Here is a 25301-nt window from a genome sequence, read left to right as displayed (position 1 = left end):
CGGCAAAATCCATAAACCTAATATCAGGACTGCTGCAAAAACTGGCAAATTAAATGCCCTACCGAAAATTATTCCTGCTGCTGCAACCAATAGATAGGCTAAACCGGCTACAGCGACTCCTTTCCAAATGTGATAGACTTTGGTTTCCAAATTAGTCATTAATTTATGATAGTAAAAGTAGATTTATTTGGCTAAATATTAGCGTATGTAAATTTGAGTTTTTAGTTATAGTTCTTTCAAAAGATGTTTACGCTGCCTGCTTACCGGGATGCTCATTCTGTTGTTCATAATCAGATAGCCGCCGTCTGCTTTTTTGAAGGAATCAATATGGTTCCTGTTGATTAGCCAGGATTGGTGGATGCGGATAAAACCGTAAATGGATAGGATCTGCTCGTACTCAGAAATAGGTTTTGAAACTATAACGGGCTTGTTCTCACCCCTGATGTAAAAACTGGTGTAGGTATTATCAGCGCCACAGCAAATAATATTTTCTATAAGTATGTACCTAATCTCATGTTGGTCGGGTAGGGCAATTCTTTTCTGTGTATTGTCCCGTTGGCGCTGATAGGACTGCAAAAGCATCTCAAGCTGCTCGCGTTGTGAATTTTTCTGTTGGCCAACTTTGTGTACCGCAGCAATCAGTTCCTGAGGCATAACGGGCTTTAACAAATAATCTGTAGCAGAGAATTTAATTGCCTGGATACCATACTCGTCGTGTGCTGTAACAAATATAACATGCGCTTTGTGCAATGGAAGTTGTTCTAAAAGATCAAATCCTGATTCTCCCTGCATTTTAATATCCAGAAATAGGACATCCACGGCATGATCGCTCAGAAATTCCAAAGCTTTTTTTACAGAATTAGCACTCCCCGCTATGTTTAGGTGCGGGCAATAATTATTCAACAGCAGCGATAGCGTTTCAACAGCACTTTGTTCATCATCTACGAGAAAGCAGCTAAGGTCGTTCATACAAGCCAGTTTTGGAACGTAAAAATAGTAATTGTTCCGGTCCCTTCCCGAAAGTTTGTCTTCATCTGGATAGGCATATTCTCGAGCCTTTGATTATAAATTGCGATGCGTTTTCTGATCAGGGATAAACCATGGCCTTCGCTTGCGGTGATGCTATCCCAACTCTTGCAACCATTGTCGGTAATTTCAATTTGAAGTGTGTTTTCACGGTCAAACACGTTGATGTTAATGGTAGGAGATGTGAGTTCACTGTTAAAGGCATGACGGATAGAATTCTCCAATATAGGCTGCAACAGTAAGGGAGGAAAATCGATCATTGCTGGTGAAATTTCTGAAGCAACATTAATCGAATAAGAAAATGACACTCGCTCCAGCTCGAGCGCTAGGTAATCCGCTTCTAGCTGCAGTTCCTCCTGTAGGGTGCTCAATATTGATAAAAATCCTTTTGCACAGATCAATTATGGAACCGGTAAGGATGTGAGTAAAGAAACCATAAAAGATGCAGGTACTCCACTCAAAATTAAATGGTCGACAGAAAGCTTTATCGAACTTGGTTTATCGGTAGATGTTAAAGGTTTGTTTTAAATAAATATTACCGCTTGTTGGAGGATGTATCATATTTGTAATTCCATTCGAATTTGTCACGTTGTCCAAAGGACTCCTACGGAGCGCTTGCCGAAACGCGTTTCTAGATATTTAGACAGGTCCTTCAACAGGCTCAGGATGACAACTCTATATTTATGGTACAGCCCAAAGCACTATGGATTTGCAATTCGTTTTTAATTATTTATCCTGCAGATCTAAAAAATGAGCGCAGAATCAATTCCATCATCTACCTTACGTTTTCCATCGTTTAACAACTAATGTATAAAGCAAACAAAGGCGTGTTTGTTTTTTCGTACATTAAGCCCCGGACTTCCGACTATTTCCATCTTACATTTCTTATCGTGAACTACGAGGTACTGTTACTCTTTTAAAGATGAATCGCAAATTACAGAACTTATTCAGCGCCGATATTTAATTAAGCACTAATGTTCTCATAATTTAGATATTTGCAGTTGCTAATAATTTAACTGATGAAACCTTACCTGCAACTTTTTGATTTTTCTAAGAAAATAAATTATAAAACTGAAATTCTTGCAGGTTTAACGGTGGCCATGACGATGATTCCCGAATCGTTGTCATTTGCTATTCTTGCAGGTTTCCCTCCTTTAACAGGTTTATACGCTGCCTTCATTATGGGGTTGGTTACGGCTGTTTTAGGTGGCAGGCCAGGTTTGGTTTCTGGTGGGGCAGGTGCAACAGTAATTGTGCTCATTGCCTTAATGAAAACCCAGGGTATAGAATATGTTTTTGCGGCAGTTGCTTTAGCAGGCGTAATTCAGATTGTAGTGGGGTTGTTTAAACTTGGGAAATTTGTCAGACTGGTTCCCCAGCCCGTAATGTTTGGCTTTGTTAATGGTTTAGCTGTTATTATTTTCATGTCGCAGTTAGAACAGTTCAAAACCCTTGTTAATGGCAGAATAGAATGGTTGAGTGGTACTCCTTTATATATCATGTTGGCTTTGGTATTACTCACCGTTGTAATAGTGATCATTCTCCCTAAAATAACCAAGGCCATTCCATCATCATTGGTGGCTATTATTGTGGTTTTTCTTATCGTTTTATGTTTTGGAATTGATACCAAACTGGTTAAACATATTGCTTCAGTAAATGGCGGGTTTCCTCCATTTCATATTCCAAAAGTGCCATTGAATCTGGATATGCTGAAGATCATTTTTCCTTATTCACTCATTATGGCAGGTGTGGGCTTAACGGAGGGCCTGCTTACCTTGAATCTGGTTGATGAAATTACAGAAACCAAAGGCGATAGGAACAGGGAGAGTATTGCGCAAGGAATTGCCAATATTGCAAACGGCTTTTTTACGGGTATGGGCGGTTGTCCAATGATTGCCCAAACACTGGTTAACCTTTCGGCGGGTGCCAGGGCAAGGCTATCGGGTATTATTGCCGCCTTAACTATATTGGTTATTATTTTGGTAGGCGCTCCGGTAATAGATCGTGTACCCATGGCGGCCCTGGTTGGTGTAATGATGATGGTAGCCATTGGCACTTTTGAATGGATGAGCTTTAAAGTGATTAATAAAATGCCTGCGCAGGATATTATCATCGGGATACTGGTGGCTGTAATTACAGTTTGGCTGCATAACCTGGCCCTTGCGGTATTAATAGGTGTGATTGTTTCGGCGCTTGTTTTCGCCTGGGAAAGCTCTAAACGAATACGTGCTACTAAACATATCGATGCCAGTGGTGTAAAAACCTACGAAATATTCGGTCCCTTGTTTTTTGGATCTATCGCCAATTTTAATGAGCTGTTTGATGTGGCTTATGATCCCCAGCATATCGTAATTGATTTTAAGCATAGCCGTGTTTTTGATATGTCGGGTATTGACGCCCTGAATAAACTTACCGAACGCTATCGGTCGGTTGATAAGAAACTCCAGTTAAAGCACCTGAGCGACGATTGCAAACGCTTGCTGAAAAATGCAGACCAGATTATAGCCGTAAACATGATAGAAGATCCTACTTATCGGGTGGCCACCGAAAAATAATTGATTTTAACCTTTCTGTTTTATGATGTAAAATACCACTATATCGAAGCTGATGTTATAATGTTAATATGGTAAAAGGCTACCCTCACCCCTAAACAATTATTGTCGGTTTAATCTTTACTTCCTGATCTATATTTTATGTTTTTACTAAAACGTTTAAGTACTTTAGGAAAATAGCAACATAAAATTGTTCGATTTATTGTTATTGTTGGTTAAAAATAACCTTATAGACTGTTTTGTAGGATGCTAATTTTTTAAGATATTCTGATAATATTTATTTTTTACCTGTCTATTTGATAATTATTTTAATAGAATTAAATGTTATTGTGGCTTTTTATAAAAATTTAATAAAAATGATAATTTTTTATTAAAACGTTTTAGTATAGTATATATTTGAGTTAACCAAATACTAAATTTTATGAGAACCCCTAACTATTACTACCGAAGTACCTGTCTCTTTAACCTGGGACATACTATGCCGTTTCCGAAAAAATAAGCTTTAGAAATCATTTTTTTACCAATTAAAAGATCCATTAACTATGCGATACTTATGGGCGTGCCTTGTTTTTTTTGCCGCGTTTACATTAAACGTTTTACCTGTTTTTTCGGCAGGCGAGAAAACTCATAAAGGCTTAACAACCAACCTTTTTGTTCTGCAGGATACAACTAAAATTAAGTATGTATCGCCAAAAGACTCTCTGAGGAAAGACAGTTTAGACCAGATTAAAAAGAAAACACTTTACGATAAGTTATCTGGCGGTGTAAAAAAAGACACCAGAGATCTATCACTATTCCCTGCCATTTCATTACAACAAAACTTAAAGGGCAATTTTGCTGGTCTGTATATTCAGGAGCCATCTGGTGAGCCTGGGTCAATTCAGAGCATGTTTGTTAGAGGGGCTGCAATGCCACTATTATCTAAAAAGGATTTGTACGATGCTCAGCCTCTGGTGGTTCTCGACGGAATCCCCTTGGTACGGGAGCATCCTTTTGCTTTTGATATACAGCAATTCGATTTTAATAGAATCGGTCCTGCAACTAATTTATTGGCCGGTATCGATCTGAATAATATTGCATCGGTAGAGGTACTTAAAGATTTAGGCTCTACTTCTGTTTACGGGCCAAGAGGTGTTAATGGGGTAATTGTTTTAACCTCAAAAACAGCAGTTGGTAAATACCGCGCTATATCTTTCAATTCGTATATAGGCATGGTGCAAAAACCATTTGTAAATACCATCAATGGTAAATACGAAAATGATTTCAGACAGCGGTTTTATGATGTATATACCACAAATGGCAGATATTCTGATGATGAAGAGTATCCGGTATATTTAAGCGATTCGCTAAATAATGTGTATAGTGGAAAATCAGACTGGACAGATTTATACTACAAAAATGCACTGGTATATGGCATTAATTTCTCACTTGCTGGCGGTACTGACAGGGCGAACTTTAGGTTTGCATTAGGTAATACCAAAAGTGAAGGTGTAGCAGATCAAACGGGTATCGACCGTTATAGCGCCACTTTCAATATCAATATGAAGCCAACCAAATGGTTGTTGTTTTCGACTACGATTAATGCAAACCGTTTAAACCGCGACAGAAATAAAACCTTGCGCGACCGATTTGCACAACTTAATTATTTTCCTGATTTAAGTGCACCACTTCCGCCAAATAAGGATTTTTACGGTTCTTATTTACAGCAATATACCAAAGGCTTTGATGATAATAAAACAAACAGTATCCAGGGATACGCAAAATTAGAAGGAACTTTTGGCAAATTTAAAGTGGTATCATCTTTTAATGCCGATTATAGTGAGGGCTATAGAGATGTTTTCTATGCCAGAACGCTTTTGCAGGGAAACAGTTATGCATCCAATTATTATGGCTTTAGCCAAAGATTAATGATGGATAACAAAGTGACTTACGATTTGAATCTGAATAAGGTTCATGATTTTCATTTTGCATTAGGACAATCCATGCAATGGGATATTTATAAATATAGTAACGCTTATGCCTATAAAGGTGTTAACGACTATATTAAAATCAATTTGCTAGATTCTAAGCCTAAAAATGACGACGGTTCTGATAACGGCAATTATTTAACTCCGGTTGCTTTCCCAAGAGAACTGACATACCGTTTTTTAGATAAAACAGAAGATAACCTATTGTCTTTTTACGGGAAGGCAGATTATTCATTTAACGAAAAATATTTCTTATCAGCCATATTACGTTTAGATGGTTCTTCAAATGCACAACCAACAAGCCGCTGGTTTTATTCGCCAACTATTTCTGCCGCCTGGAATATCAAAAATGAATTCTTAAAAGATAACAGGCTGGTTGATGATTTGGTCTTGCGTGCAAGTGTTGGTAGAATGGGGCGTACATTTAGTTACGATAATTATGCCCAGGGTCCACAATATACAGCTTCAGTAGGGTATACAGGTAATTTAACCGTTCCTGGATATAATGCATTCGGCGTATTAACGCGAACATATCAATTTGGTTGGGTAGGTTATGGTGTGCCTTGGTCGTACTCTGATCAACTTAATGTTGGTGCCGATGTGGCGATGTTGAAAAACCGTCTTCACGTTTCTGTTGAACTTTATAGCAAAACCGATAAAAACCAATTAATCGGTATCCCAGCATATGCTGAATATGGTTATAAACAATCTATCGAAAGTGGTATGTCTGTAAACAATATGGGTGTTGATGTTACAATCAGCGGCCAGGTAATTGCCAGAAGTAAATTCTCCTGGAATTCGGCCTTAAACTTTAATCACAACGCTAACGAATTGAAAGCATTGCCAAGAGGACTGGATCAGTTGGTTGTGGGTAACAGATTCTTAAAAGTTGGCCAACCGGTAGATCAATATTGGTTATTGGAGAATAATGGCATTTATACTTCAGATGCTGAGGTTCCGGTAGTTAACGGGCAAAAGTTAAAGTACAAAGGAATTGCTTTAAAAGCTGGTGATCCGCGTTGGCAAGATCAAAATGGCGATAATACCATTGATGATAATGATAAAGTATTAAAAGGACACTCTTTACCAACCATTGCCGGTGGTTTTGATAACAACTTTAAATATGGCAATTGGAGTTTAGGTACAAGCTTCTACTTTAATTTAGGCAGAAAGCTAATCAACCAGGAAATGGCTAACCGTTTCGATTTTGTGAACCGGGAGGGGAATACGGATATCAATTCTGTTAAAGAAATCACTTTCTGGGAAAAACGTGGCGATTACTCAAAATACCCACTTTACAATCCTTGGAGTACAGTAATTCCATATCGTGCAGACCAAGATCTTTTCTTAGAAAATGCTTCATTCTTAAAATTAAGACAAGTATCGCTGGGTTACGAACTGGGTAACCTGCTCAATAAGAGGAACATCAAAATTAGCAAATTCTTTATATATGGTTCCGTGAGTAATATTTTCACCATTACACCTTATACAGGTCAGGATCCTGAACTGGTTAGCTATGATGGCATTGATACAGGCTATGGCCAACCTATACCGAGAACCTATACCCTAGGTGTTAAAATGGAGCTATAAGATGAAAACAAGAACTAATAAAACATCAAGCGAGATGAAAAATATATTATACATACTTCTGATTTCTGTGGTAGCCTTTTCGAGCTGTAATAAAGCTTTAGAAACAGATTCGACCAGGGTTGTGGGTGAAAAAAATGCCTGGAATACGGTAGAGGATGCCCGCTCTGGAATCTTAGGTGTTTATGCTTTAACACGAGCTGCTTTATCAGACAATAATGGTCACTGGATTTATGGTGATGTAAGAACCGGAGAGTTCTTAAGCCCCAAAAGGCAGGACTTAAAAGCAGTTATTGGCAATAACTTAAATGCTTCCTATCCTGTAATGGAGGCGTTATCTGATTGGACAAGATTTTATGCCATTGTAAATGGCGCTAATGTTTTCTTAGAAAATATTGCACATGTTAAAGAAACAGATAAGCGTTACACGAGCAATAACATGACAGTAGATATTGCGCAAGCCAGGTTTTTAAGGGCTTTTGCCTATTTCTACATGGTGAGAATCTGGGGCGATGTACCATTTATTACCTCTTCAGACGAAGGCAAATTTACCAATAAACCCCGCGAAAGCCAGGCTAGAATTTTAGCATGGGCTGAACAGGAGATACTAAAAGCAGCAGCTGATATGCCATTTATTTACAGTGCCGGTGATGTACAGCAGCCAACTGATTACTACAATGAAAATTCGGGAAGATGGGGTGGCGCTTTGGCAACAAAAGTTACCGCCTATGCTGTATTGGCCCATTTAGCAGCTTGGAATGGCGATTATACCAACGTTTCTAAATATGCCAGGTTTGTTGAAGATAACTATGGCAGAAGTGCAGGTGATTTTACTTCAAGTACTGATTTATCAAACTCTAACGGATTTTTCTACAATAAGAACACCAGGCAGATGTTCGGTTTTAACTCCGATTATGGCCACGTGGATGGTTCATCAACCGGGCATATTGAAGAATTAACTTTGGCTGAGCCGGTTATGACCAAGTCAGTTCCAGATATTTATCTTCCAAAAGATTCGATCTTAAAATATTTCAATATTTCAAAAGATCAAAGGTTTGCGGTTGATACTTTAGGACAGGCAAAATACGATGGTAGATATTTTACGAACCTAAATGGTAAGTATCCCATTTTCAGCAAAATCAAAGTGATTCAGGGCGGAGGTACCGATCCAAACTTCAGGTATTTTACAAGCGCTTTAATTTTTACCAGGTTAGAAGATATTGTACTCTTAAGAGCAGAGGCATTATCTGTTTTGGGTGATCAAAATGGTGCCTTAAATGAATTACTTGTTGTTCAGAGCAGAAGATTTGAAGACCCTATAGAGTTGCTTAACTCGTTGAATACAAATGATATTATTAAGGCTATTTTCGAAGAGCGTCATCGCGAATTATTGGGTGAGGGTTCAAGATGGTACGATTTGATCCGTTACAACAAGATCAAACAGAACGATGCCAAATTTATGAATCTCATCAACTCTGGTGGAATTTACTGGCCAATATCAAGAAAGCTTATTGCTCAAAATAGTTTATTAACCCAAAATGCTTACTGGCGCTAATGATAACGGATATGAAAAATTCAATAAAATACATGAGCGCTTTAGCAATTTTATCTTTGCTAACGCTAATTAATTCTGCCTGCAAGAAGAATGGAGGGTTTTACGATGCACCAGATCAGAATGTAATCTTTGCCGGCAATACTTACGATTATTTGAAAAGCAAACCAGGTGTTTTCGATTCGCTTATTGTAGCGATTGACAGGATGGGTTTGAAAAAAACATTAACCGATAGTAATGTTACGCTATTTGCAGTAAGCAATCCAAGCTTCCAATTGGCTTTACGAAACTTAAATACGTTAAGAAAACTATCTGATAAAGATCCACTTTTTTTGGCCAATATTGATGCCGTTCAGTTAGATACGATGACCTCGTATTACATTATTAGAGGTAAGAAAACAACCGATTCATTAAAACTTCAGGATGGTTTAGACTTGAAAAGTGTACATATTGGTTATCCAATGCATGCGAGTATAACCAAAATATCGGCTTCTGGTCAGGTTGGTGCCGGACCGGAGGTTATTAATTTCGATAATACCAAAAAAAGCAAATTCATTCGGAACTGGGCAACCAGTACAACATCATCAAATAACATTAAAACCAAAAATGGGGTCGTACACGTTATCAGTGCCGATCATGTATTTGGCTTTAACGAATTCGTTACCCGATTAACTTTTGTACCACCACCACCAAACCTTTACCTTGAAATTGGCGGTATATTTTCATCAAACCGTGAGAATGGGGGAGGTATAACCAGCGGAGAAAATTCGAGAAAAGTAATCGATGGAGATGATCACACTAAATTCCTTGCCGATTTACAAGGAGAACTATGGATGAGGTTTGAACTTAAAACACCTGCTGTTTCATCCGTATATACCTTAACATCTGCAAATGATGCCAACGAAAGAGATCCAAAAGCATGGACTTATGAAGGCTCGATGGATGGTTCAAACTGGGTAGAATTGGATAGAAGGTCTAACTTTTTCTTTGAAGAAAGATATCAGCAAAAAGTATTTAGGTGTACAAATACGGTTGCCTACAAATTTTACCGCGTTGTTATTACCGAACTCAGAAATAGTGGAACATTCCAATTGGCTGAGTTTACCATAAACAAAACGAAATAGTGATGCGAAATAGAAACATTAAAATAAATACTCCAATGAAATCTATCATAAATAAATATTTTGCGCTCCTTTTACTTGCTGTAACCGTTTGTAGTAGCTGTAAAAAGATTTTCGATTTACCTGATGAGAAAGATTACATCAGCAATAATGTGAATTTTACCAATAAAATTCTGGAGCCAATAATTGGAAGAACTAATCTCATCGGGGGCTTTAACAGTGATAATTCAACCAATCCAATCACGTTTGAAATTGTAAACGTAAGGTATGGTGATGGAAAACCTGTAAGCGATCTTTTTACAACAGCACCAACTTATGTATGGATAGCCCCTTACACGGGTTTGGAAAAAAGCCTGGCTGAAATTGAGGCCAAAAGAAAAATCGAAACGCATCCTATATTTGAAATGCGTTCGTCAGGTGAGTTCATTTTATGGCCTTCAGCAACCAACCAGATATTGAAACCCCGTCCAACAGATAGTACCAACTATTCTCAGGATACGCGCTTTTTCGATGTAAAGGTTAAAAATACTGGTGGCGAAAGGTTGATTAAAGATTTTCAGATCAGACCTTTTAGAGAGCGCCCTTACGAGCCATCGAATGATTTTAATGCTTATACTGGTTTGCCTGCCCCTGATCCAAAATTTCCGTTAGATAAAAATCTGAGAGATTACATCCGTCCTTATCTGAATAATGTTATCGGTGCTACTTCTAATTTAAACCTAGTGAGCAACAATGATAAAAAGGATGCAATTGTTTACATCCGTCCACTAACATCAGGCGGTAATGGCCATTCGTTACGCATTGTGGTTTTGGGTAAAGATTCTTTACCGATCGATCCTAAGTTTTTCAATGAAACGGTTTGGGATAAAATGATCCATGGGTTTAATGTGCAAAAAACAGATAAGTATGTTCAGTATGATGTTGCTTATCCAATTCCATTGGTAGAAATCCCAACTTCATACGCTATTGGCGGATCAAGAGCAAAAGCACAATTGAGTTACTCCCGGATCGGTTTTGGGGGTGCGCGCACGGTGGCCAATTTCGGTGTCGATTTCGCTATCTATAAAGCTGGCGACTGGGAAATCGTCTTTTATTTCAAAAATGAGAACCCAAAATTTGCTAACGAATAGTTAATCAATAGAGCTAATATTATGAAAAGAAATATACTTTTATATACATTACTTATTGTATGTATAATATGTTGTACGAATGCCTATTCGCAAGAAAAAAATATCATTGTAAATGGTAGGGTTTTAGATAAAGACACAAAACAAGGCGTTCCGGGAGTATCAGTTGTTTTGCAAGCCACCAATAAAGGCTTAACGCAAACCAATGGCGATGGAAAGTTTTCTGTTAACGTACCGGTTGGAGGAACGCTTTTATTTAAATTCTTAGGTTACAATACTTCATCAGTTAAAATTACCAATCAAACCAATATCACAGTAACCATTAGCGAGGATCGTAAAGATCTGAATGATGTTATTATTGTGGCTTACCAAAACAGACCAAAAGAGACAACTGCAGGATCGGTAACGGTGCTTAGCGGTAAGGATGTATCCGATATCCCGGTATCGAATATTGAAACCCTTTTACAGGGTAAGGTACCAGGGTTAAATATCCAAAACAATACTGGTGCCCCTGGTTTTAGGGGATCGGTACAGATTCGTGGTTTATCTAGCTTAAGTATTTCCGGCAGTGGTAATGATTCATTTCTGCAACCTACATCACCATTATACATTATCGATGGTGTGCCTTTAGATGCAGATAAAGCCGCTGAGTTTGGTTTTCAAACGCAAGGTCCTGGGGTGAGCCCACTTTCGCTAATCCCTCAGGAGGATATCGAAAATATCCAAATCCTGAAAGATGCGCAGGCAACTTCCATGTATGGATCCAGAGGTGCTTATGGGGTAATCATCATCACCACAAAAAGAGGTAATTCTAAAGTGCCCCGTATTAAATATGTATCGAACTTTTTCGTTAATGCTCCGCCTAAATTACGCGAAACATTAGGTGGTAATTCAGAACGTTTATTGAAGATTCAGCAGATTATTTTAAATGCCGAAAACATCGATCAGATTAGAAGGATTAGTAATACACCTTTCCTAGCCGATAGTTTAAACGCATATTGGAATAACTCTACAGATTGGCAGGATGTGTTTTATCAAACAACCTTTAACCAAAGTCATAACCTGGCCTTAGATGGTGGCGATCAAAAATTTAATTACAAAGCCAACATGGGATACTATGCTGAAAAAGGTGTAATTAAAAACACAGGTTATAACCGTTACAATTTGAATATGAATATGGAGTTTAAACCGAATGATAAATTTAGATTTTTCGGTTTTGTTAACGGTTCGGTGGGTAAACAAAACAAAGGTAACGGTGCCGGCTTACTTCAATCGGGGGTAGCTGACAATGGACAGGCATCAACACTTTTACCGCCTCCATCTTTTTATCAGGCATCTGGCGGAGTATTGTCGGCCTTGCGAACTTTGAATGATAATAATTCGAGAAACTTAAGAACAAATATCGATGCCCGTTACGAATTTATACCTGGCTTAGCGGCATCTTCAACCTTAAGTTATGATTATACATCGGATACCGAAACAACATTTACGCCTGCTGCAGCCAACGGACAGTTTGCCAAACTTTATGATTATAATGGAAGAAACTTCCAGTTATACAATAGAAATGCAATCACCTACGCCAAAACATTAGGTGAAAAGCATAATTTCTTTATCAATACATTTAACGAAATTTATAAACAAGGTTCCCAATCATCAATAAGCCGGCAGGAAAGAATTCCAAACGACCAGCTTCAGGGGCCACTCGGTTACGATGGTTATTATTCGAGGGGGGGTGGAGTTTTAAGTAGCTACAAAAATGCAACAATTGCATCTTTCGCAGGATCATTATCTTACGATTACGACAAAAAATATGTCGCTGAATTCTCTTACCGTTTAGACGGTACATCCTCAAGCGGTTTGGAAAATCCATATTCTAAAAACTCTTCAGTTGGTTTAAGGTGGAATTTCAACAAAGAAAACTGGTTAACGGATAAGAAATGGTTAGATTATGGTAGTTTAAGATTAACATGGGGACAAAATATTGCACCAACCGGTAACCTGCAAAGCATTTACGGTAAATATAACCTTAATGGAAATTATAACAATACACAAACCATTGGTATCGATTATGATTTAATTCCAAACCCGTCATTAAAACCAACAACTACCAGCCAATACAACCTTGGTTTGGATATAGGATTCCTGAACAGGTTCTCAATTGTTGTGGATACTTATTTTAAAAAAGTAGATAATTTATTATTCGATCGTATTTTATCAAATACTACAGGTTTTAATAAACTATCAAGTAACGATCTGGGTATCGCCAATTACGGTACCGAAATCAGCTTAAATATAAAGGCCATTACCAGTAAGGATTTTGATTTATCGTTTTCAATAAACGGAGCATATAACCGTGATGTGTTATTGAAATTACCAGAAGAGTATAACGGGCAATATATCCGCTTCGATGGTTCTAGTTATCTACAGCACAATGTTTTCCGTGTAGGCAGAAATACCTTATCAAACTATTTAAGGATTAATCAGGGCGTTTACAGCACTGATGCCGATGTACCAGTAGATCCAGTTACCGGAAAAAGATATCAAAGCAATAATACATTCTTTTTAGGAGGAGACCCAATCTTGAAAGATGTGAATGGAGATTATATCCTGGATGGCAGAGATTACGAAATTACAGGAAATTCACAGCCATTGTTTACCGGTGGGTTATCATTTACCATGAGATATAAAAACTGGGGCCTAAATATGTACGCCAGTTATACAGCCGATAGAACAATCTTAAATAATGCCCTTGCCGATCGTATTGCCATTATGAGGGATCCTTATGCCTTAAATGCAGTAGTGCCTTTAGGTGATTTGAATATTTGGCAGGGACCTGGCGATGTGGCTAAATATCCTTACCCATATGACTATAGTCGCTATGGAAATATTCAACCGTTAAGAGCCGATCAAACCTTGTGGCAGGAAAGTGGTTCGTATCTGAAAATCAATAATTTAACACTTTCTTATATGTTCGACAAGAAGTTGATACGCAGATTCGGACTTGCCAATTTAAGGGTGTTTGGTTCAACCAATAACTTAATTACATTTTCTAAGTACAGTGGTCCAAATCCTGAAAACGTGACCACATTAGGTCGCGATATTTCTAACGGTTATCCTGTGCCACGTACGTATAACATTGGTTTAAACTTAGAACTTAATACAGGCAACTAAAAATATTTATTATGAAAAAAGTTATTATTTACACTTTAGTTATTGCAGCATCTTTTTGCTTGCCTTCATGTAAAAAGTTTTTAAATATACAGCCATTAGATAAATTAACAGGGAACAACTATTTTCAATCTAAAGAAGATGTTGTGGCCAATATCTATGATTTATCTAGGATTGTTTTCAGCAAAATAAACGAAACCCATTACATAGGTGCAGTTGGAGAATATAGATCTGGCGAAGTACTGCACGAAAGTCAATCTGATAGTCCAGATGCTCGCGAGTTTGTTGAATATTTAGGAAGAAACGATCTGCTTACCATCATTAGGACAGATCGACCATGGAGTGGTCTTTATAATTTCAATAGAATTACAGATTGGACGGGTTACTATAGGGCAATTCAAGGTGCCAATATCTTGATCGCAAAATTAGATGAGGGTATTCCAGGCGTTACTGACACTGAAAAAGGACAGTTCAAAGCGGAAGCTGCATTTATTCGGTCACTTTGCTACTTTACCATGGTGAGGTTGTTTGGCGATGTAGTGTATTATACAGATGCATTTCATTTCACATCATTGCCACGTGAAAATTTTGTTTCGGTACTTAATAAATGTATTGCCGATTTAAATAGTCACAAAAATGAAATTCCATTTACCTATAGCGACCCTGCCTTGAAAGGTGTACGGGCAAGCAGAGGAAGTATTATTGCTTTAATGATGGAAATGAATATGTGGAATGCGGGTTTTGACACGAATAATGCAAGGAAATACTATCAAGCTACTGCTGATTTAGGTAAGGAACTGGTTGCCAGCAATGCCTATCGATTGTTACCGCTTTCAGAATGGTCAACAGTTATCAAAGGCCGTTCTGATGAAAGTTTGTTTGAATTTTATCAAAGTATAAACTATGGTGATGCGGTACTCAATGTTGCGCCTATTGCCGATATGTTTTTGCATTACCCGTACAAAAGACCAGAATATACTCACCGAGTAAGTTTTGCTTATTACAGAGGAGAGTACATGCAGAAAATTTTTTTGGATGGGAGTGATAAAAGGATCACAACCTGGTTTAATGAAGATATTTTTGCCGACAATGGTAAGTTCATGTTGTTAAAATATGCCAAGAACTCTTTTATTGTTGGAGAGGAAGATGCCAACCCGGATAATACATTTATGATTTTTAGGTATGGCGGTGAGTTGCTGTTGTATGCAGAAGCACTGGCAAATTTAGGAGAGGATGCCGACGCAATTGTGATGGTTAACAAAGTAAGAGATCGTGCACAGGCGGCAAAATACAGTGGTGGCGGAGGCTCAGAATTAAAAGATTTCATCTTCTACGAAAGATCAAGAGAACTTATTGGAGAAGGTCATCATTACTTCGATTTGGTTAGAACAAAAAGAATTTTAAACAGTCAGTTTACTTACAATGTGCTAACATCAGATAAATTTAGTCGTGGAGGCTGGACCTGGCCTATTAACTCAGGAGCACTCAATAACAATCCCTTTATGAAACTGAATGACTATTGGGTTAATGGTGGTAATTAATTTATTGTAATGAAAAGATATATGAAAAAGCTAATTTTTGCTTGTGCTGCTGTACTGCTTATATTAAATGCTTGTAAACGTGATGAATATTATCGTGATGGGGGTTTAGCCGATCCTAACTTTAAGGGCAATATGCTCCAATATTTACAGGCTAAAAAAGTTCCCTTTGATACCTTAGCTAAAATTGTGAAGCTTGCGGGTTTAGAAAGTACATTTTCTAATGATGACTTTACTTTTTTTGCTATTGATGATGATGTTATTAGAAGGACAATTGGAGATATCCATACGTATGATGATAATAAAGGAGACTCCAGGTATCATTCTTTAAACGAATTATTGTTTCATGCCAATAAGGATACCGTTAAAACTTTAGATCAGATTAGTCCCATAATCTGGAGAAAATATTTGCAACGTTACATGTTTAAAGGCGTAAATAGATTAAAGGACTATCAACAAATAGATTTCGATGTTAAAAGTGTTTATCCAGGAGGTTTATATTATTCATTAGCTGGAAACATATCTAATATTGGGGCAGTTTTCAATACAGCAAATAATATCAAATACATTGGGTACCGCCAATTGGTATTAACTTATATACCAGATGCCTCAAAACCAAATGATAATTGGTTTAGTAATCAGGTAGCGTCGTCTGATATCAAACCAACCAATGGAGTAGTACACACTTTGGCCTATAATGGTTCCTTTTTTGGATTTCAGAGATACGATTTTTTTAATGACGTGTATTACACTGGTTTAACTGCTTCTGATGCAACAAAATAAAATCATATTCGGTTAACCTCAAGAAATTAAATAATGAAAAAAATTAAATTTATATTAGCAATAATCGCTTTGATTGCCATTGGCTTTCAAGGTTGCAAAAAGGCAGAAGAAGTACTCCCCGATCCTTATGCAGATGCAAAAGCATCCTTGGGTGTTGCCATTTCGCAAACTGATGTACCTGTTCCCGCTATCGGACTTGTTGGTACAACTGTAACCGTCAAAGCCTCTGGGTTTGATAAGTATAAAGATCAGTTGAGCTTTATGTTTAATGGCGAAAAAGCCGAGGTGGTTAATGTAACTGCTACTGAGATTACGGTTAAGGTGCCAGAATTTGGTAGTACAGGTGTAACATCGATCGCCATTGGTGATCAATTATTTATTGGCCCTACTTTTACCGTAACGGGGCTTATCCAGATCGATCCTACTTTCAAAGCAACAGCCGGAACTAACGATTATGTAAGTCAGGTGTATGAAATGCTTGATGGAAGAGATATCGTAGTAGGTAACTTTACAAATTTTGATAATAAAGGTGGGGTGGTTTCAATTAATAGAATCGCCAGAACATCTAGTGATGGCGAATATGATCGTACTTTCCGTACTGGAAAAGGGGCTAATGGCGGTTTATCTAGGGTTGTAGAAATTGGTGGTCGATTTATCATTGCTGGTGGCTTTAGTGGGTTTAATCAGCGCACCGAAAACATCAGCAACATTACCAGTTTATTCACTACAGGAGCAATCGACACCATAAAAATTCAAACTAAAAGAAAGCCAACGTTAACCGATACCGTTACTCAAAAGTGGTTTCCGAAATTTAATGGTGGTACCAATGCTTATATTAACCGCGTGTATTCACACCAAGGAAAAATTTTAGCAACAGGCAATTTTAGGTATTATGTACATAGAACCTATGATAAGTTTAACTACGATTTCTCTAGGGATACCGTAATATTGGATAGTACTGAAATTCGCCAAGTGTTACGCTTTAATTTAGATGGTAGTCTTGATAAAACATTCCGTTTTAATACCACTACAAACAAAGGAAAGGAGAGTGCAAATGGACCTATCGATAGTTATATGCATACCGATGCTGAAAAGTTAGAAAAATTGGTGGTGTTTGGTAACTTTAGTACTTTTGATGGGCAACCTGCTAACCGTATTATTAGGTTAAATCCCGACGGAAGCATCGATCCTTCTTTTACGCCAGGCTCAGGCGCAGATAATTATATCACCTCGTGTACCTACAATACAACAACCAAAAAATATATAATTACAGGAAGCTTTACACAATATAATGGCAAATCGGCAATAGGCGTTGCAGTATTAAACGATAATGGAACTTTAGATGAAACATTTGTTTCTAAATCATTTGAAGGCGGTTTCCCTAGTTTTTCCAAACAGCTTAGTAACGGATTGATTGTGGTTAGTGGTGATTTTATCAAATACAATAATGTTACCAGAAATGGATTTATGGTGTTAAACCCAACAGGAACATTGGCGAAAGGATATAATTCAACTGGCCCTTTTAGTGGTGGTTTATCTGATATTATTGAAACCAAATCGGCAGATGGTAAAAAAGCATTATTGTTAATCGGTGGCTTTAGTCGTTTTGATAATTTACCATTATACAACATTATTAGAGTAACCATCGAATAATTGATTGAGCTAACCAAAATATAAATTAGGATGAGTATGATGAAAAAATATAAATTATTGATTGGCTTAATCGCAACAATAATTACCACGGCCATATTTTCTTGTAATAAAGAATTCGACAGAACAATTGGAGACAAGAATGCCAGCGATACAACAACAGTAAAATATGGAAACCGCAAAATTCTTTATTTAATTGTTGATGGAGCAAGAGGCCAATCGGTATTAGATGCCAATACACCGAACATAGACGCGATTTTACCACACGCCATTTATAGTTGGGTTGGTTTAAGTGATCCTGAGGCAACTGCAAATGCAGCCAATTGGGCAAATATGTTAACTGGTGTTAAAAAAGATAAACATAAGGTTACTACAGATGAATTAACCAATAACGATCTGCAGAATTATCCAATTATTTTTAAAAGAATTAAGGAAACCAGTGTAAAATCTAAAATTGTTACCTATACCTCGTCCACCGTTTTTAAATCGCTAACCACAGGAGCTGACGTGAGTACATTGGTTGCAGACGATGATGCTGTTAAAGCTGGATTAATAAGTAATTTAGGAAGCGATACAGCAGCTCTTGTTGTAGGTCATTTTACAGGGGTTAACTCAGCAGGTGCAGCATCTGGTTATGACGTTTCTTTTCCAGCTTATAAATCAGCGATCGAAAAATTTGATACCTCAGTGGGTGAAATCTTAACAGCATTAAAAAAACGTCCAAACTACAATAATGAGCAATGGTTGGTTGTTATCGCATCAAGTGCAGGTGGCCCGTATACTTTACCTGCAAACGCCGATGACCAAACCATTTTTAGTCAACCCAAAGCGAATTCATTTGTAATTTATTATGCGCCAACATACAGCAAACGAATTCTTACAAAGCCATTTACTGGTAATCGGTATTTAGGTAAAGCGATCCGCTTCCAAGGTGAAGATATTAGGGCACAGATTGATGCTGTTGACGCAAATGTTTACAATATAGACGACACCACAAAAGTGACCATAGAACTAAAGGTTAAAAAGAACGAAGACAAATTTTTCTGGCCGAGTGTTTTAGGTAAACGTAACGAGTGGTCTAGCGGTCATCCAAGTGTTGGCTGGGTTATTTATTTAGAAGAAGATTACTGGTATTTTGAATGGAGAGGTACTAAGGACGGAGATTATCATCAATGTAGAGGTGGAAGCTTCGGTAAGGGGAAATGGACGAATTTAACTGCAAAAATAGAGGTGCGTAATGGCCAAAGATTTGTTCGCACATACACCAATGGTACTTTTAATAATGAGTTCGACATTACGGGATCAGGTTCATTAGCAAATTCGAACCCTTTAAAATTAGGATTTCTAAATGGGAATGGACACGGAGTACCAGATGTATATGTAAGTGATATCCGCTTTTTTAAATTCTCTGTTCCCGATGGAATGATCGGTAATTATGCCTGTCAAACTTCAATCGATCAAAGTCATCCATACTTTAATTTTTTAGTGGGTTACTGGCCTGCAACAGATGGTAATGGTAATATTATGGCAGATTTAAGTTCTCAGGCACACGACTTTAAATTCCAGGGAACTTATACCTGGGAGAGTTTTAACGATTTAATCTGCCCTCCGGCACCAGAAACACTGGCCATATTTGTTCCTCAAACATCAGATATACCTGCACAGATTATAAACTGGTTAAAGATTGCCAATAAACAGGCATGGAGACTTGATGGCCGGGTTTGGTTAGATCAATAACAGATTTGCTGATCATTTAAAATATCATAAAATGAAAAAAATTATATATATCGCATTGATAGGTTTAAGCATCATTGGTGTTTATTCATGTCGCAAATCACAAGTGGATGATTTGAAATTGCCAGATCCTAATACCAGGAGTATCTCCGGAGAGGGCATTGTTGTCGGAAATGTTTCTATAGATAACGAATACATTAAGGTTCCTTTTAAAATTTCTTTAACAGGTGTTGCAGAAGAAGCCTTTCAAGTAGGCTTAACTTTAAACAACGATACGGTTACGCAATTAATTAATAATGGAACAATAGCAAACGCGATACTAATGCCATCTGCAGGAGTAGAATATCCAAACGTAATCAACGTGGCTTATGGAACCGATAACAGCGAAGGTATCGCTATTGTTCGCCGGTCAGTATTGGAGCGTAATTATGGTAAAAAAGTTGTTTTTGCCTTAAAGCTTTCAGCTCCTGGTAAAGGAAATAAAATTGCTGCTGGCAAATCTACCATTATGGTTATTATTAATACTGCCGATCTGTTAAAACCTACCGATCTACACTATTTAACTTTAAATGGCGGTGGTACCTATAATGTAGTGTACCAGGGCGATTACATTGTGGGCCCTGCCGGGGTAACGATTCCACTTATTGTAAGGTTAGAAAACCAACCATCAACAGCTTTCAATATTAAAATCAAAGAGAACATAGATACCATTGCTACTTTAGTTGGCAACGGAACTTTGCCTGCAGATGCAATACATTTGGCTGCTAAAGATTATAGCATTGATACTTTGGTTCGGTTTGCAACCGGAGCTTCGAGTGCAATTGTCAGACTTCAGATCCCATGGCCGGTTTTTGATGCCAATATTGTTGCAAATAAGAAATTTGCATTCGCCTTCAGTATTAGTGAGGCAAGCAATCATGTTATTCACCCAACTAAGAGTAAATTAATAGTGGTTGTAGATCCTAATGTAAATTTGGATAATAACTCTTACATCACCGGGAACGGTACTGGCTTAACAGCAAGATACTATACCGATACGCAATTAGATCCGGACGACGGACGTGCTCCATTTGTGACAAGGGTTGATGAAACCATAAACTTTAGTGGCGATGGATGGCCAGACAATGTAATAAATGCAAGCGGAACTAAGTTAAGTAGGGATAACTTTGCAAGTAGATGGAAAGGCGAATTTTTAGCTCCGGTACGCGGCACATATACTTTCTACCAAACCCGTTGGGATGATGGATCAAGATTATATGTAAACGGAGTTCCTTTGGTGAACGATTATACCACCCAGTGGGATAAGGATACGCGTAAGGGTACCATATTTTTAGAACGCGGAAAACGTTATACCATTGAAGCACATCATCGTGAAAACGTAGGTGGGCAACAAGCCTATCTGGAAATTGAAGTGCCAAATATTTTATCAAAAAGAGTAATACCAAAATCTCAATTATTTCCAACACCTTAAATATTAATAAGATATGAAAAATAACACAAAAAGATTATTCAGTATTCTATCTCTTTTAATACTTATTGTAATTACAACAGTAAAGTGTAAGAAAGATGCAGAAGAGATTGTTCCTGTGGTAGACGAACCTAAACCAACTGCAGGTTTTTCATTTGCAAGGCCGGATACGGTAAAGTTTTTAGAATACCAGTTTACGGGTACTTCAACAAACTATAAAACTTTGTTATGGCAATTTGGCGATGACAGTACATCCGTAGCGGTTAATCCAAAACACGTGTATCGTTTTCCAGGTAAATATAAAGTTACTTTAACAACCAGAAATGGGCAGGGCTATTCTGCTGCAAAAGAAGTCTTGTTAAATATTGTAGATCCTAATTTTGACCCAACCAAAATTGGAGAGAATTATATGCAAACTATTGGTGGCATATTCTCTGTAAATTTGGAAGCAGGCGCTGGGCCTAACTCTGATGAAGGATCGAAAAAGCTGGTTGATGGCGATATTACCACCAAATTTTTGCAGGCAGGTTTTGATGGTACGCAGCGATGTACTTTCGAACTCGCCACTCCACAGGTAGTTGGCGCCTATACCTTAACTTCAGGAAACGACGCTGAGGATAGAGATCCTAGGTACTGGATTTTACAGGGATCGGTAGATGGTATTCAGTATACTGATTTACATACTGTAACCACTTGCCCATGGGCAAACTCAAATGAAAGACGAGTGACCAAAAGGTATTATTTTGACAACTTTGTAGCCTATAAATTCTATCGTCTTTATATTAAAGCAAACAGAGGAAGCAGGGTTTTCCAATTATCTGAGTGGACCATCAACAAAAAACAGCCTTAGTTTATATATCTTATACACCATTTGAAAATACATGGAGCTAATCATTCCATGTATTTTTTTGAGAATTGATTTTAAATGTCACTTAGACAATTAAAAAATCGGCTTCTCTTGCAAAAAGCAAATTATATTTTATACTTTAGTAAAACGTTTAACTAAACATTAAATCTAACCAAAATATACGATCAGATTTCAACACACACAATTATGAACAAAACCAACATTTTAAAATTCTTAGGCATACTGGGCTGCATGTTTGTAGGCGGTTTGCTAAAGGCACAGGAGCGGAAGGCACCTGCCTATCCCTTAATTACACACAATACCTATTTCAGTATCTGGTCTACCACCGATAAATTAAACGAATCTGCTACCCAACATTGGACGGGAGCCGATAATTCTCTTTTAGGAATGATTAATGTTGATGGTGGTATCTATCGTTTTTTAGGTAAAGAGAGTACCAGTTATAAAACAGTTGTGCCTACTTCTGATGAGAAAGGGTACGAAGTTAACTATACAGAAACCGAGCCTCAGGGCGATTGGAAAGCAGCAAACTATGCGGTAGGCAACTGGCAAACAGGTAATGCACCAATAGGAGATGACGCTAAAAATGTGAAAACATTATGGAAATCGCATGATATCTGGGTAAGAAGAACCTTTAACGTAGCTAATCCCGCATCAATAAACGAACTGTTTTTAAAGATAAACCACGATGATAATATTGAGGTTTACCTAAATGGGAAGAAAATCTATACCAAAGAAGGCTGGACCAATAATTTCCAATATATTGCCTTAACTAATAGTGATAAAAGTGCTTTAAAATCCGGATCGAATGTAATTGCCATCCACCTCATTAATACTGCAGGTGGCCGTTTTCTCGATTTTGGTTTAGTAGAAAAGCTAAAAGACAATGCCGAAAAAGTGCAGATAGCCAAACAAAAAAGCGTTGATATTAATGCCACACAAACCATTTATAACTTTACCTGTGGTAAGATCGATTTAAAATTAACTTTTACCTCGCCATTGTTAATGAACGATTTGGGGTTGTTTGCACGTCCGGTTTCTTATGTTTCCTATCAGGTAAAAGCAAATGATGGTAAAACCCACCAGGTAAAAGTATACCTCAGTGCATCGTCAAACATTGCGGTTTATCGTCCTACTCAAGAAGTTACAGCAAGCAAATACAGCACGGCTAAATTATCGGTATTAAAAACAGGAACGGTTGAGCAGCCAGTTCTTCAAAAAGCAAGTGACGATATGCGGATCGATTGGGGTTACTTTTACGTAGCTGCACCAAAAGCCAGCAACGCCATCCAGTTTGTCACGGCCGAAAAAGATGCTGCCGATGCTTTTAGAAAAGGAAATTCAGCTTCAACTGCTAAGCAGGGCAAAATGCTCGCATTAAATACTGTTATCCCGTTTGGAACAGTGGGTAAAGCTGCGGTAGAAAAATATGTTGAACTGGGCTATGATGAAATTTATGCTGTTCAATATTTCAATAAAAATTTAAGGCCATGGTGGAATACCTCAGGTAAAGAAACCATCGAAGCACAACTAACCGCTGCGGCTGATGAGTACAAAAACGTAATTCAGAAGTGTGAAGCTTTTAACAAAACTTTGTATGCCGATGCCTTAAAATCAGGTGGTAAAGAGTATGCCGATTTATGTGTTTTAGGTTATCGCCAGAGTATTGCGGCACATACTTTGGTAAAGAGCCCGCAAGGTGAAATTTTATGGTTATCTAAGGAAAACAACAGTGGTGGTTTTATCAATACAGTTGATGTAACTTACCCTTCGGCACCATTGTACCTGATTTATAATCCTGAACTGTTACAGGGCATGTTGAATGGTATTTTCTATTTCAGCGAAAGCGGAAAATATCCTCACCCTTGGGCAGCTCACGATCTGGGAACCTATCCGTTAGCAAACGGACAAACTTATGGCGAGCCAATGCCTGTTGAAGAATCGGGTAACATGATTATTTTAACGGCTGCGATTGCCAAAGCACAGGGAAATGCCGATTATGCCAAAACGCATTGGAAAACCTTAACCACCTGGGTTGATTATTTAACCAAAGAGGGATTAGATCCTAAAACGCAGTTATGTACCGATGATTTTGCAGGTCACCTGGCCCGTAATGCCAACTTATCGGTAAAAGCGATTGTAGGTATAGCCTGTTATGCGCAGATGGCCCAAACATTAGGTTATGATGATGTAGCCCAAAAATATAGGGCTATTGCCGAAAGTATGGTGCCAAAATGGATAGAAATGGCCGATGCTGGCGATCACTACGCCTTAACTTTTGATAATAAAAATACATGGAGCCAGAAGTATAACCTGGTTTGGGATAAGGTGCTGAAGTTAAACTTGTTTCCGCAAAAGATATACGAAACCGAAACCAAATATTACCTGACTAAACAAAATAGATATGGTATTCCGTTGGATAGCAGAAAGGCCTATACTAAAAATGACTGGATCTTGTGGACCGCTACTTTTGCACCTACACAAAGAGAATTCGAAGCTCTGGTTCACCCAGTTTACAAACACGCTATCGAAACCGAGTCGAGAGTGCCTTTGAACGATTTTTATGATTCGAACACGGGTATCCGTGATAACTTTAAAGCCCGGAGCGTAGTAGGCGGTTTTTACATGAAAATGCTTGCCGATAAGTTAGCTGGTAAATAAAATCTTACCCCTCAAAATTAACAATTAAAGGCTCTGCATCTAGTTGCAAGGCCTTTTTTTTGTGGTGCGCCGGGCATGGCAATCGACTATAGGGTTCAAGTCCCGAACACGCTTTGCAGTAGGAAGTGTTAGCTTAAGACAAGGGTGTCGTGGGCGACTGCGAATCTGAAGGAAGTCCGAGGCAAATATGGGGGCTTACGAACAGAAACTGTATACGAGGCGGATTTAGTCCGGGTGATGTTGCCATACAAACAGAAGCCCAATACTGCACGGAGACTATTACGTAGATACAGGGGCCACATCCATAGGAAGTAGATTGTCTTACCCCGGGAGATCTGAATGAGCTCTGTCAAGTGTAAGCGCGATTACAGGAGAGGAAACATTTAGCGGGGACGTTCAATGGCTCATTTAGAAGTCAGCAGCGGTCGTAGTACTGTATCACAGATGCAGGAAGGACCAAATGTTGAAATGGCAAAGGAAACAGGAAGTTTATGGTAGA

Annotated in this window: 16 protein-coding genes; 14 read left to right on the top strand and 2 right to left on the bottom strand. The window is 38.0% G+C overall.

Annotation, left to right across the window (positions count from 1 at the left end; all coding sequences use genetic code 11):
* Positions 1-225: 225 nt before the first annotated feature.
* Positions 226-969: a LytR/AlgR family response regulator transcription factor gene (locus AW17_RS17310; RefSeq protein WP_029278544.1), complete on the bottom strand. Its 744-nt coding sequence runs from the start codon at positions 967-969 to the stop codon at positions 226-228.
* On the bottom strand, positions 966-1397 hold the full coding sequence (locus AW17_RS17305) for a LytS family sensor histidine kinase (RefSeq protein ID WP_029278543.1): 432 nt from the start codon (positions 1395-1397) through the stop codon (positions 966-968). The genes AW17_RS17310 and AW17_RS17305 overlap by 4 nt, the downstream gene beginning before the upstream one ends.
* Here AW17_RS17305 and AW17_RS24495 point away from each other — a divergent pair.
* The 14 genes from AW17_RS24495 to AW17_RS17240 all read left to right on the top strand — a co-directional run bounded on the left by AW17_RS24495 (position 1390) and on the right by AW17_RS17240 (position 24802).
* A complete protein-coding gene (locus tag AW17_RS24495; RefSeq protein ID WP_209444282.1) occupies positions 1390-1554 on the top strand; it encodes a hypothetical protein in 165 nt (54 codons plus the stop codon). The two genes, AW17_RS17305 and AW17_RS24495, sit on opposite strands and share 8 nt — an antisense overlap.
* A 491-nt stretch (positions 1555-2045) precedes the next feature.
* The gene (locus tag AW17_RS17300) at positions 2046-3581 is read left to right on the top strand and encodes a SulP family inorganic anion transporter (RefSeq protein ID WP_029278542.1); all 1536 of its coding nucleotides are present in this window, start codon (positions 2046-2048) and stop codon (positions 3579-3581) included.
* Positions 3582-4120: 539 nt separating this feature from the next.
* On the top strand, positions 4121-7135 hold the full coding sequence (locus AW17_RS17295; RefSeq protein WP_051691926.1) for a SusC/RagA family TonB-linked outer membrane protein: 3015 nt from the start codon (positions 4121-4123) through the stop codon (positions 7133-7135).
* A 34-nt stretch (positions 7136-7169) separates the two neighbouring features.
* Positions 7170-8687 carry a RagB/SusD family nutrient uptake outer membrane protein gene (locus tag AW17_RS17290; protein ID WP_245235095.1) on the top strand — a complete coding sequence of 506 codons (1518 nt, stop codon included), beginning with the start codon at positions 7170-7172 and terminating at the stop codon, positions 8685-8687.
* 11 nt (positions 8688-8698) lie between these two features.
* A complete protein-coding gene (locus AW17_RS17285; RefSeq protein WP_036670310.1) occupies positions 8699-9808 on the top strand; it encodes a discoidin domain-containing protein in 1110 nt (369 codons plus the stop codon).
* 35 nt (positions 9809-9843) lie between these two features.
* On the top strand, positions 9844-10935 hold the full coding sequence (locus AW17_RS17280; RefSeq protein WP_051691927.1) for a DUF5007 domain-containing protein: 1092 nt from the start codon (positions 9844-9846) through the stop codon (positions 10933-10935).
* A gap of 21 nt (positions 10936-10956) precedes the next feature.
* Positions 10957-14103 (top strand): SusC/RagA family TonB-linked outer membrane protein, encoded by a 3147-nt coding sequence (locus tag AW17_RS17275; RefSeq protein ID WP_029278536.1) that lies wholly within the window; start codon positions 10957-10959, stop codon positions 14101-14103.
* Positions 14104-14114: 11 nt separating this feature from the next.
* A complete protein-coding gene (locus tag AW17_RS17270) occupies positions 14115-15641 on the top strand; it encodes a RagB/SusD family nutrient uptake outer membrane protein (protein WP_029278534.1) in 1527 nt (508 codons plus the stop codon).
* A 21-nt stretch (positions 15642-15662) separates the two neighbouring features.
* A complete protein-coding gene (locus AW17_RS17265) occupies positions 15663-16421 on the top strand; it encodes a hypothetical protein (RefSeq protein ID WP_051691925.1) in 759 nt (252 codons plus the stop codon).
* Between the two features lie 33 nt (positions 16422-16454).
* Positions 16455-18074 carry a DUF5008 domain-containing protein gene (locus AW17_RS17260; RefSeq protein WP_051691924.1) on the top strand — a complete coding sequence of 540 codons (1620 nt, stop codon included), beginning with the start codon at positions 16455-16457 and terminating at the stop codon, positions 18072-18074.
* Between the two features lie 36 nt (positions 18075-18110).
* A complete protein-coding gene (locus AW17_RS17255) occupies positions 18111-19808 on the top strand; it encodes a DUF4983 domain-containing protein (protein ID WP_029278529.1) in 1698 nt (565 codons plus the stop codon).
* 31 nt (positions 19809-19839) lie between these two features.
* Positions 19840-21276 (top strand): PA14 domain-containing protein, encoded by a 1437-nt coding sequence (locus tag AW17_RS17250; protein WP_029278528.1) that lies wholly within the window; start codon positions 19840-19842, stop codon positions 21274-21276.
* Between the two features lie 13 nt (positions 21277-21289).
* Entirely contained in the window at positions 21290-22123 is an 834-nt protein-coding gene (locus AW17_RS17245) for a PKD domain-containing protein (RefSeq protein WP_051691923.1), read from the top strand.
* 204 nt (positions 22124-22327) lie between these two features.
* Complete coding sequence (locus AW17_RS17240) at positions 22328-24802, top strand: glutaminase family protein (protein WP_029278526.1); 2475 nt, start codon at positions 22328-22330, stop codon at positions 24800-24802.
* Positions 24803-25301: the final 499 nt, after the last annotated feature.

This window comes from Pedobacter borealis DSM 19626 (assembly GCF_000708285.2).
Taxonomy (GTDB): domain Bacteria; phylum Bacteroidota; class Bacteroidia; order Sphingobacteriales; family Sphingobacteriaceae; genus Pedobacter; species Pedobacter borealis.
The sequence above is the reverse complement of the archived record's forward strand: the minus strand, read 5'-3'. Positions and strand labels throughout refer to the sequence as shown.

Bases quoted from the DNA above. Each gene is read 5' to 3' on its own strand.
- AW17_RS17310 (WP_029278544.1), bottom strand. From the start codon at position 969: ATGAACGACCTTAGCTGCTTTCTCGTAGATGATGAACAAAGTGCTGTT.
- AW17_RS17300 (WP_029278542.1), top strand. From the start codon at position 2,046: ATGAAACCTTACCTGCAACTTTTTGATTTTTCTAAGAAAATAAATTAT.
- AW17_RS17295 (WP_051691926.1), top strand. From the start codon at position 4,121: ATGCGATACTTATGGGCGTGCCTTGTTTTTTTTGCCGCGTTTACATTA.
- AW17_RS17290 (WP_245235095.1), top strand. From the start codon at position 7,170: ATGAAAAATATATTATACATACTTCTGATTTCTGTGGTAGCCTTTTCG.
- AW17_RS17285 (WP_036670310.1), top strand. From the start codon at position 8,699: ATGAAAAATTCAATAAAATACATGAGCGCTTTAGCAATTTTATCTTTG.
- AW17_RS17280 (WP_051691927.1), top strand. From the start codon at position 9,844: ATGAAATCTATCATAAATAAATATTTTGCGCTCCTTTTACTTGCTGTA.
- AW17_RS17275 (WP_029278536.1), top strand. From the start codon at position 10,957: ATGAAAAGAAATATACTTTTATATACATTACTTATTGTATGTATAATA.
- AW17_RS17270 (WP_029278534.1), top strand. From the start codon at position 14,115: ATGAAAAAAGTTATTATTTACACTTTAGTTATTGCAGCATCTTTTTGC.
- AW17_RS17265 (WP_051691925.1), top strand. From the start codon at position 15,663: ATGAAAAAGCTAATTTTTGCTTGTGCTGCTGTACTGCTTATATTAAAT.
- AW17_RS17260 (WP_051691924.1), top strand. From the start codon at position 16,455: ATGAAAAAAATTAAATTTATATTAGCAATAATCGCTTTGATTGCCATT.
- AW17_RS17255 (WP_029278529.1), top strand. From the start codon at position 18,111: ATGATGAAAAAATATAAATTATTGATTGGCTTAATCGCAACAATAATT.
- AW17_RS17250 (WP_029278528.1), top strand. From the start codon at position 19,840: ATGAAAAAAATTATATATATCGCATTGATAGGTTTAAGCATCATTGGT.
- AW17_RS17245 (WP_051691923.1), top strand. From the start codon at position 21,290: ATGAAAAATAACACAAAAAGATTATTCAGTATTCTATCTCTTTTAATA.
- AW17_RS17240 (WP_029278526.1), top strand. From the start codon at position 22,328: ATGAACAAAACCAACATTTTAAAATTCTTAGGCATACTGGGCTGCATG.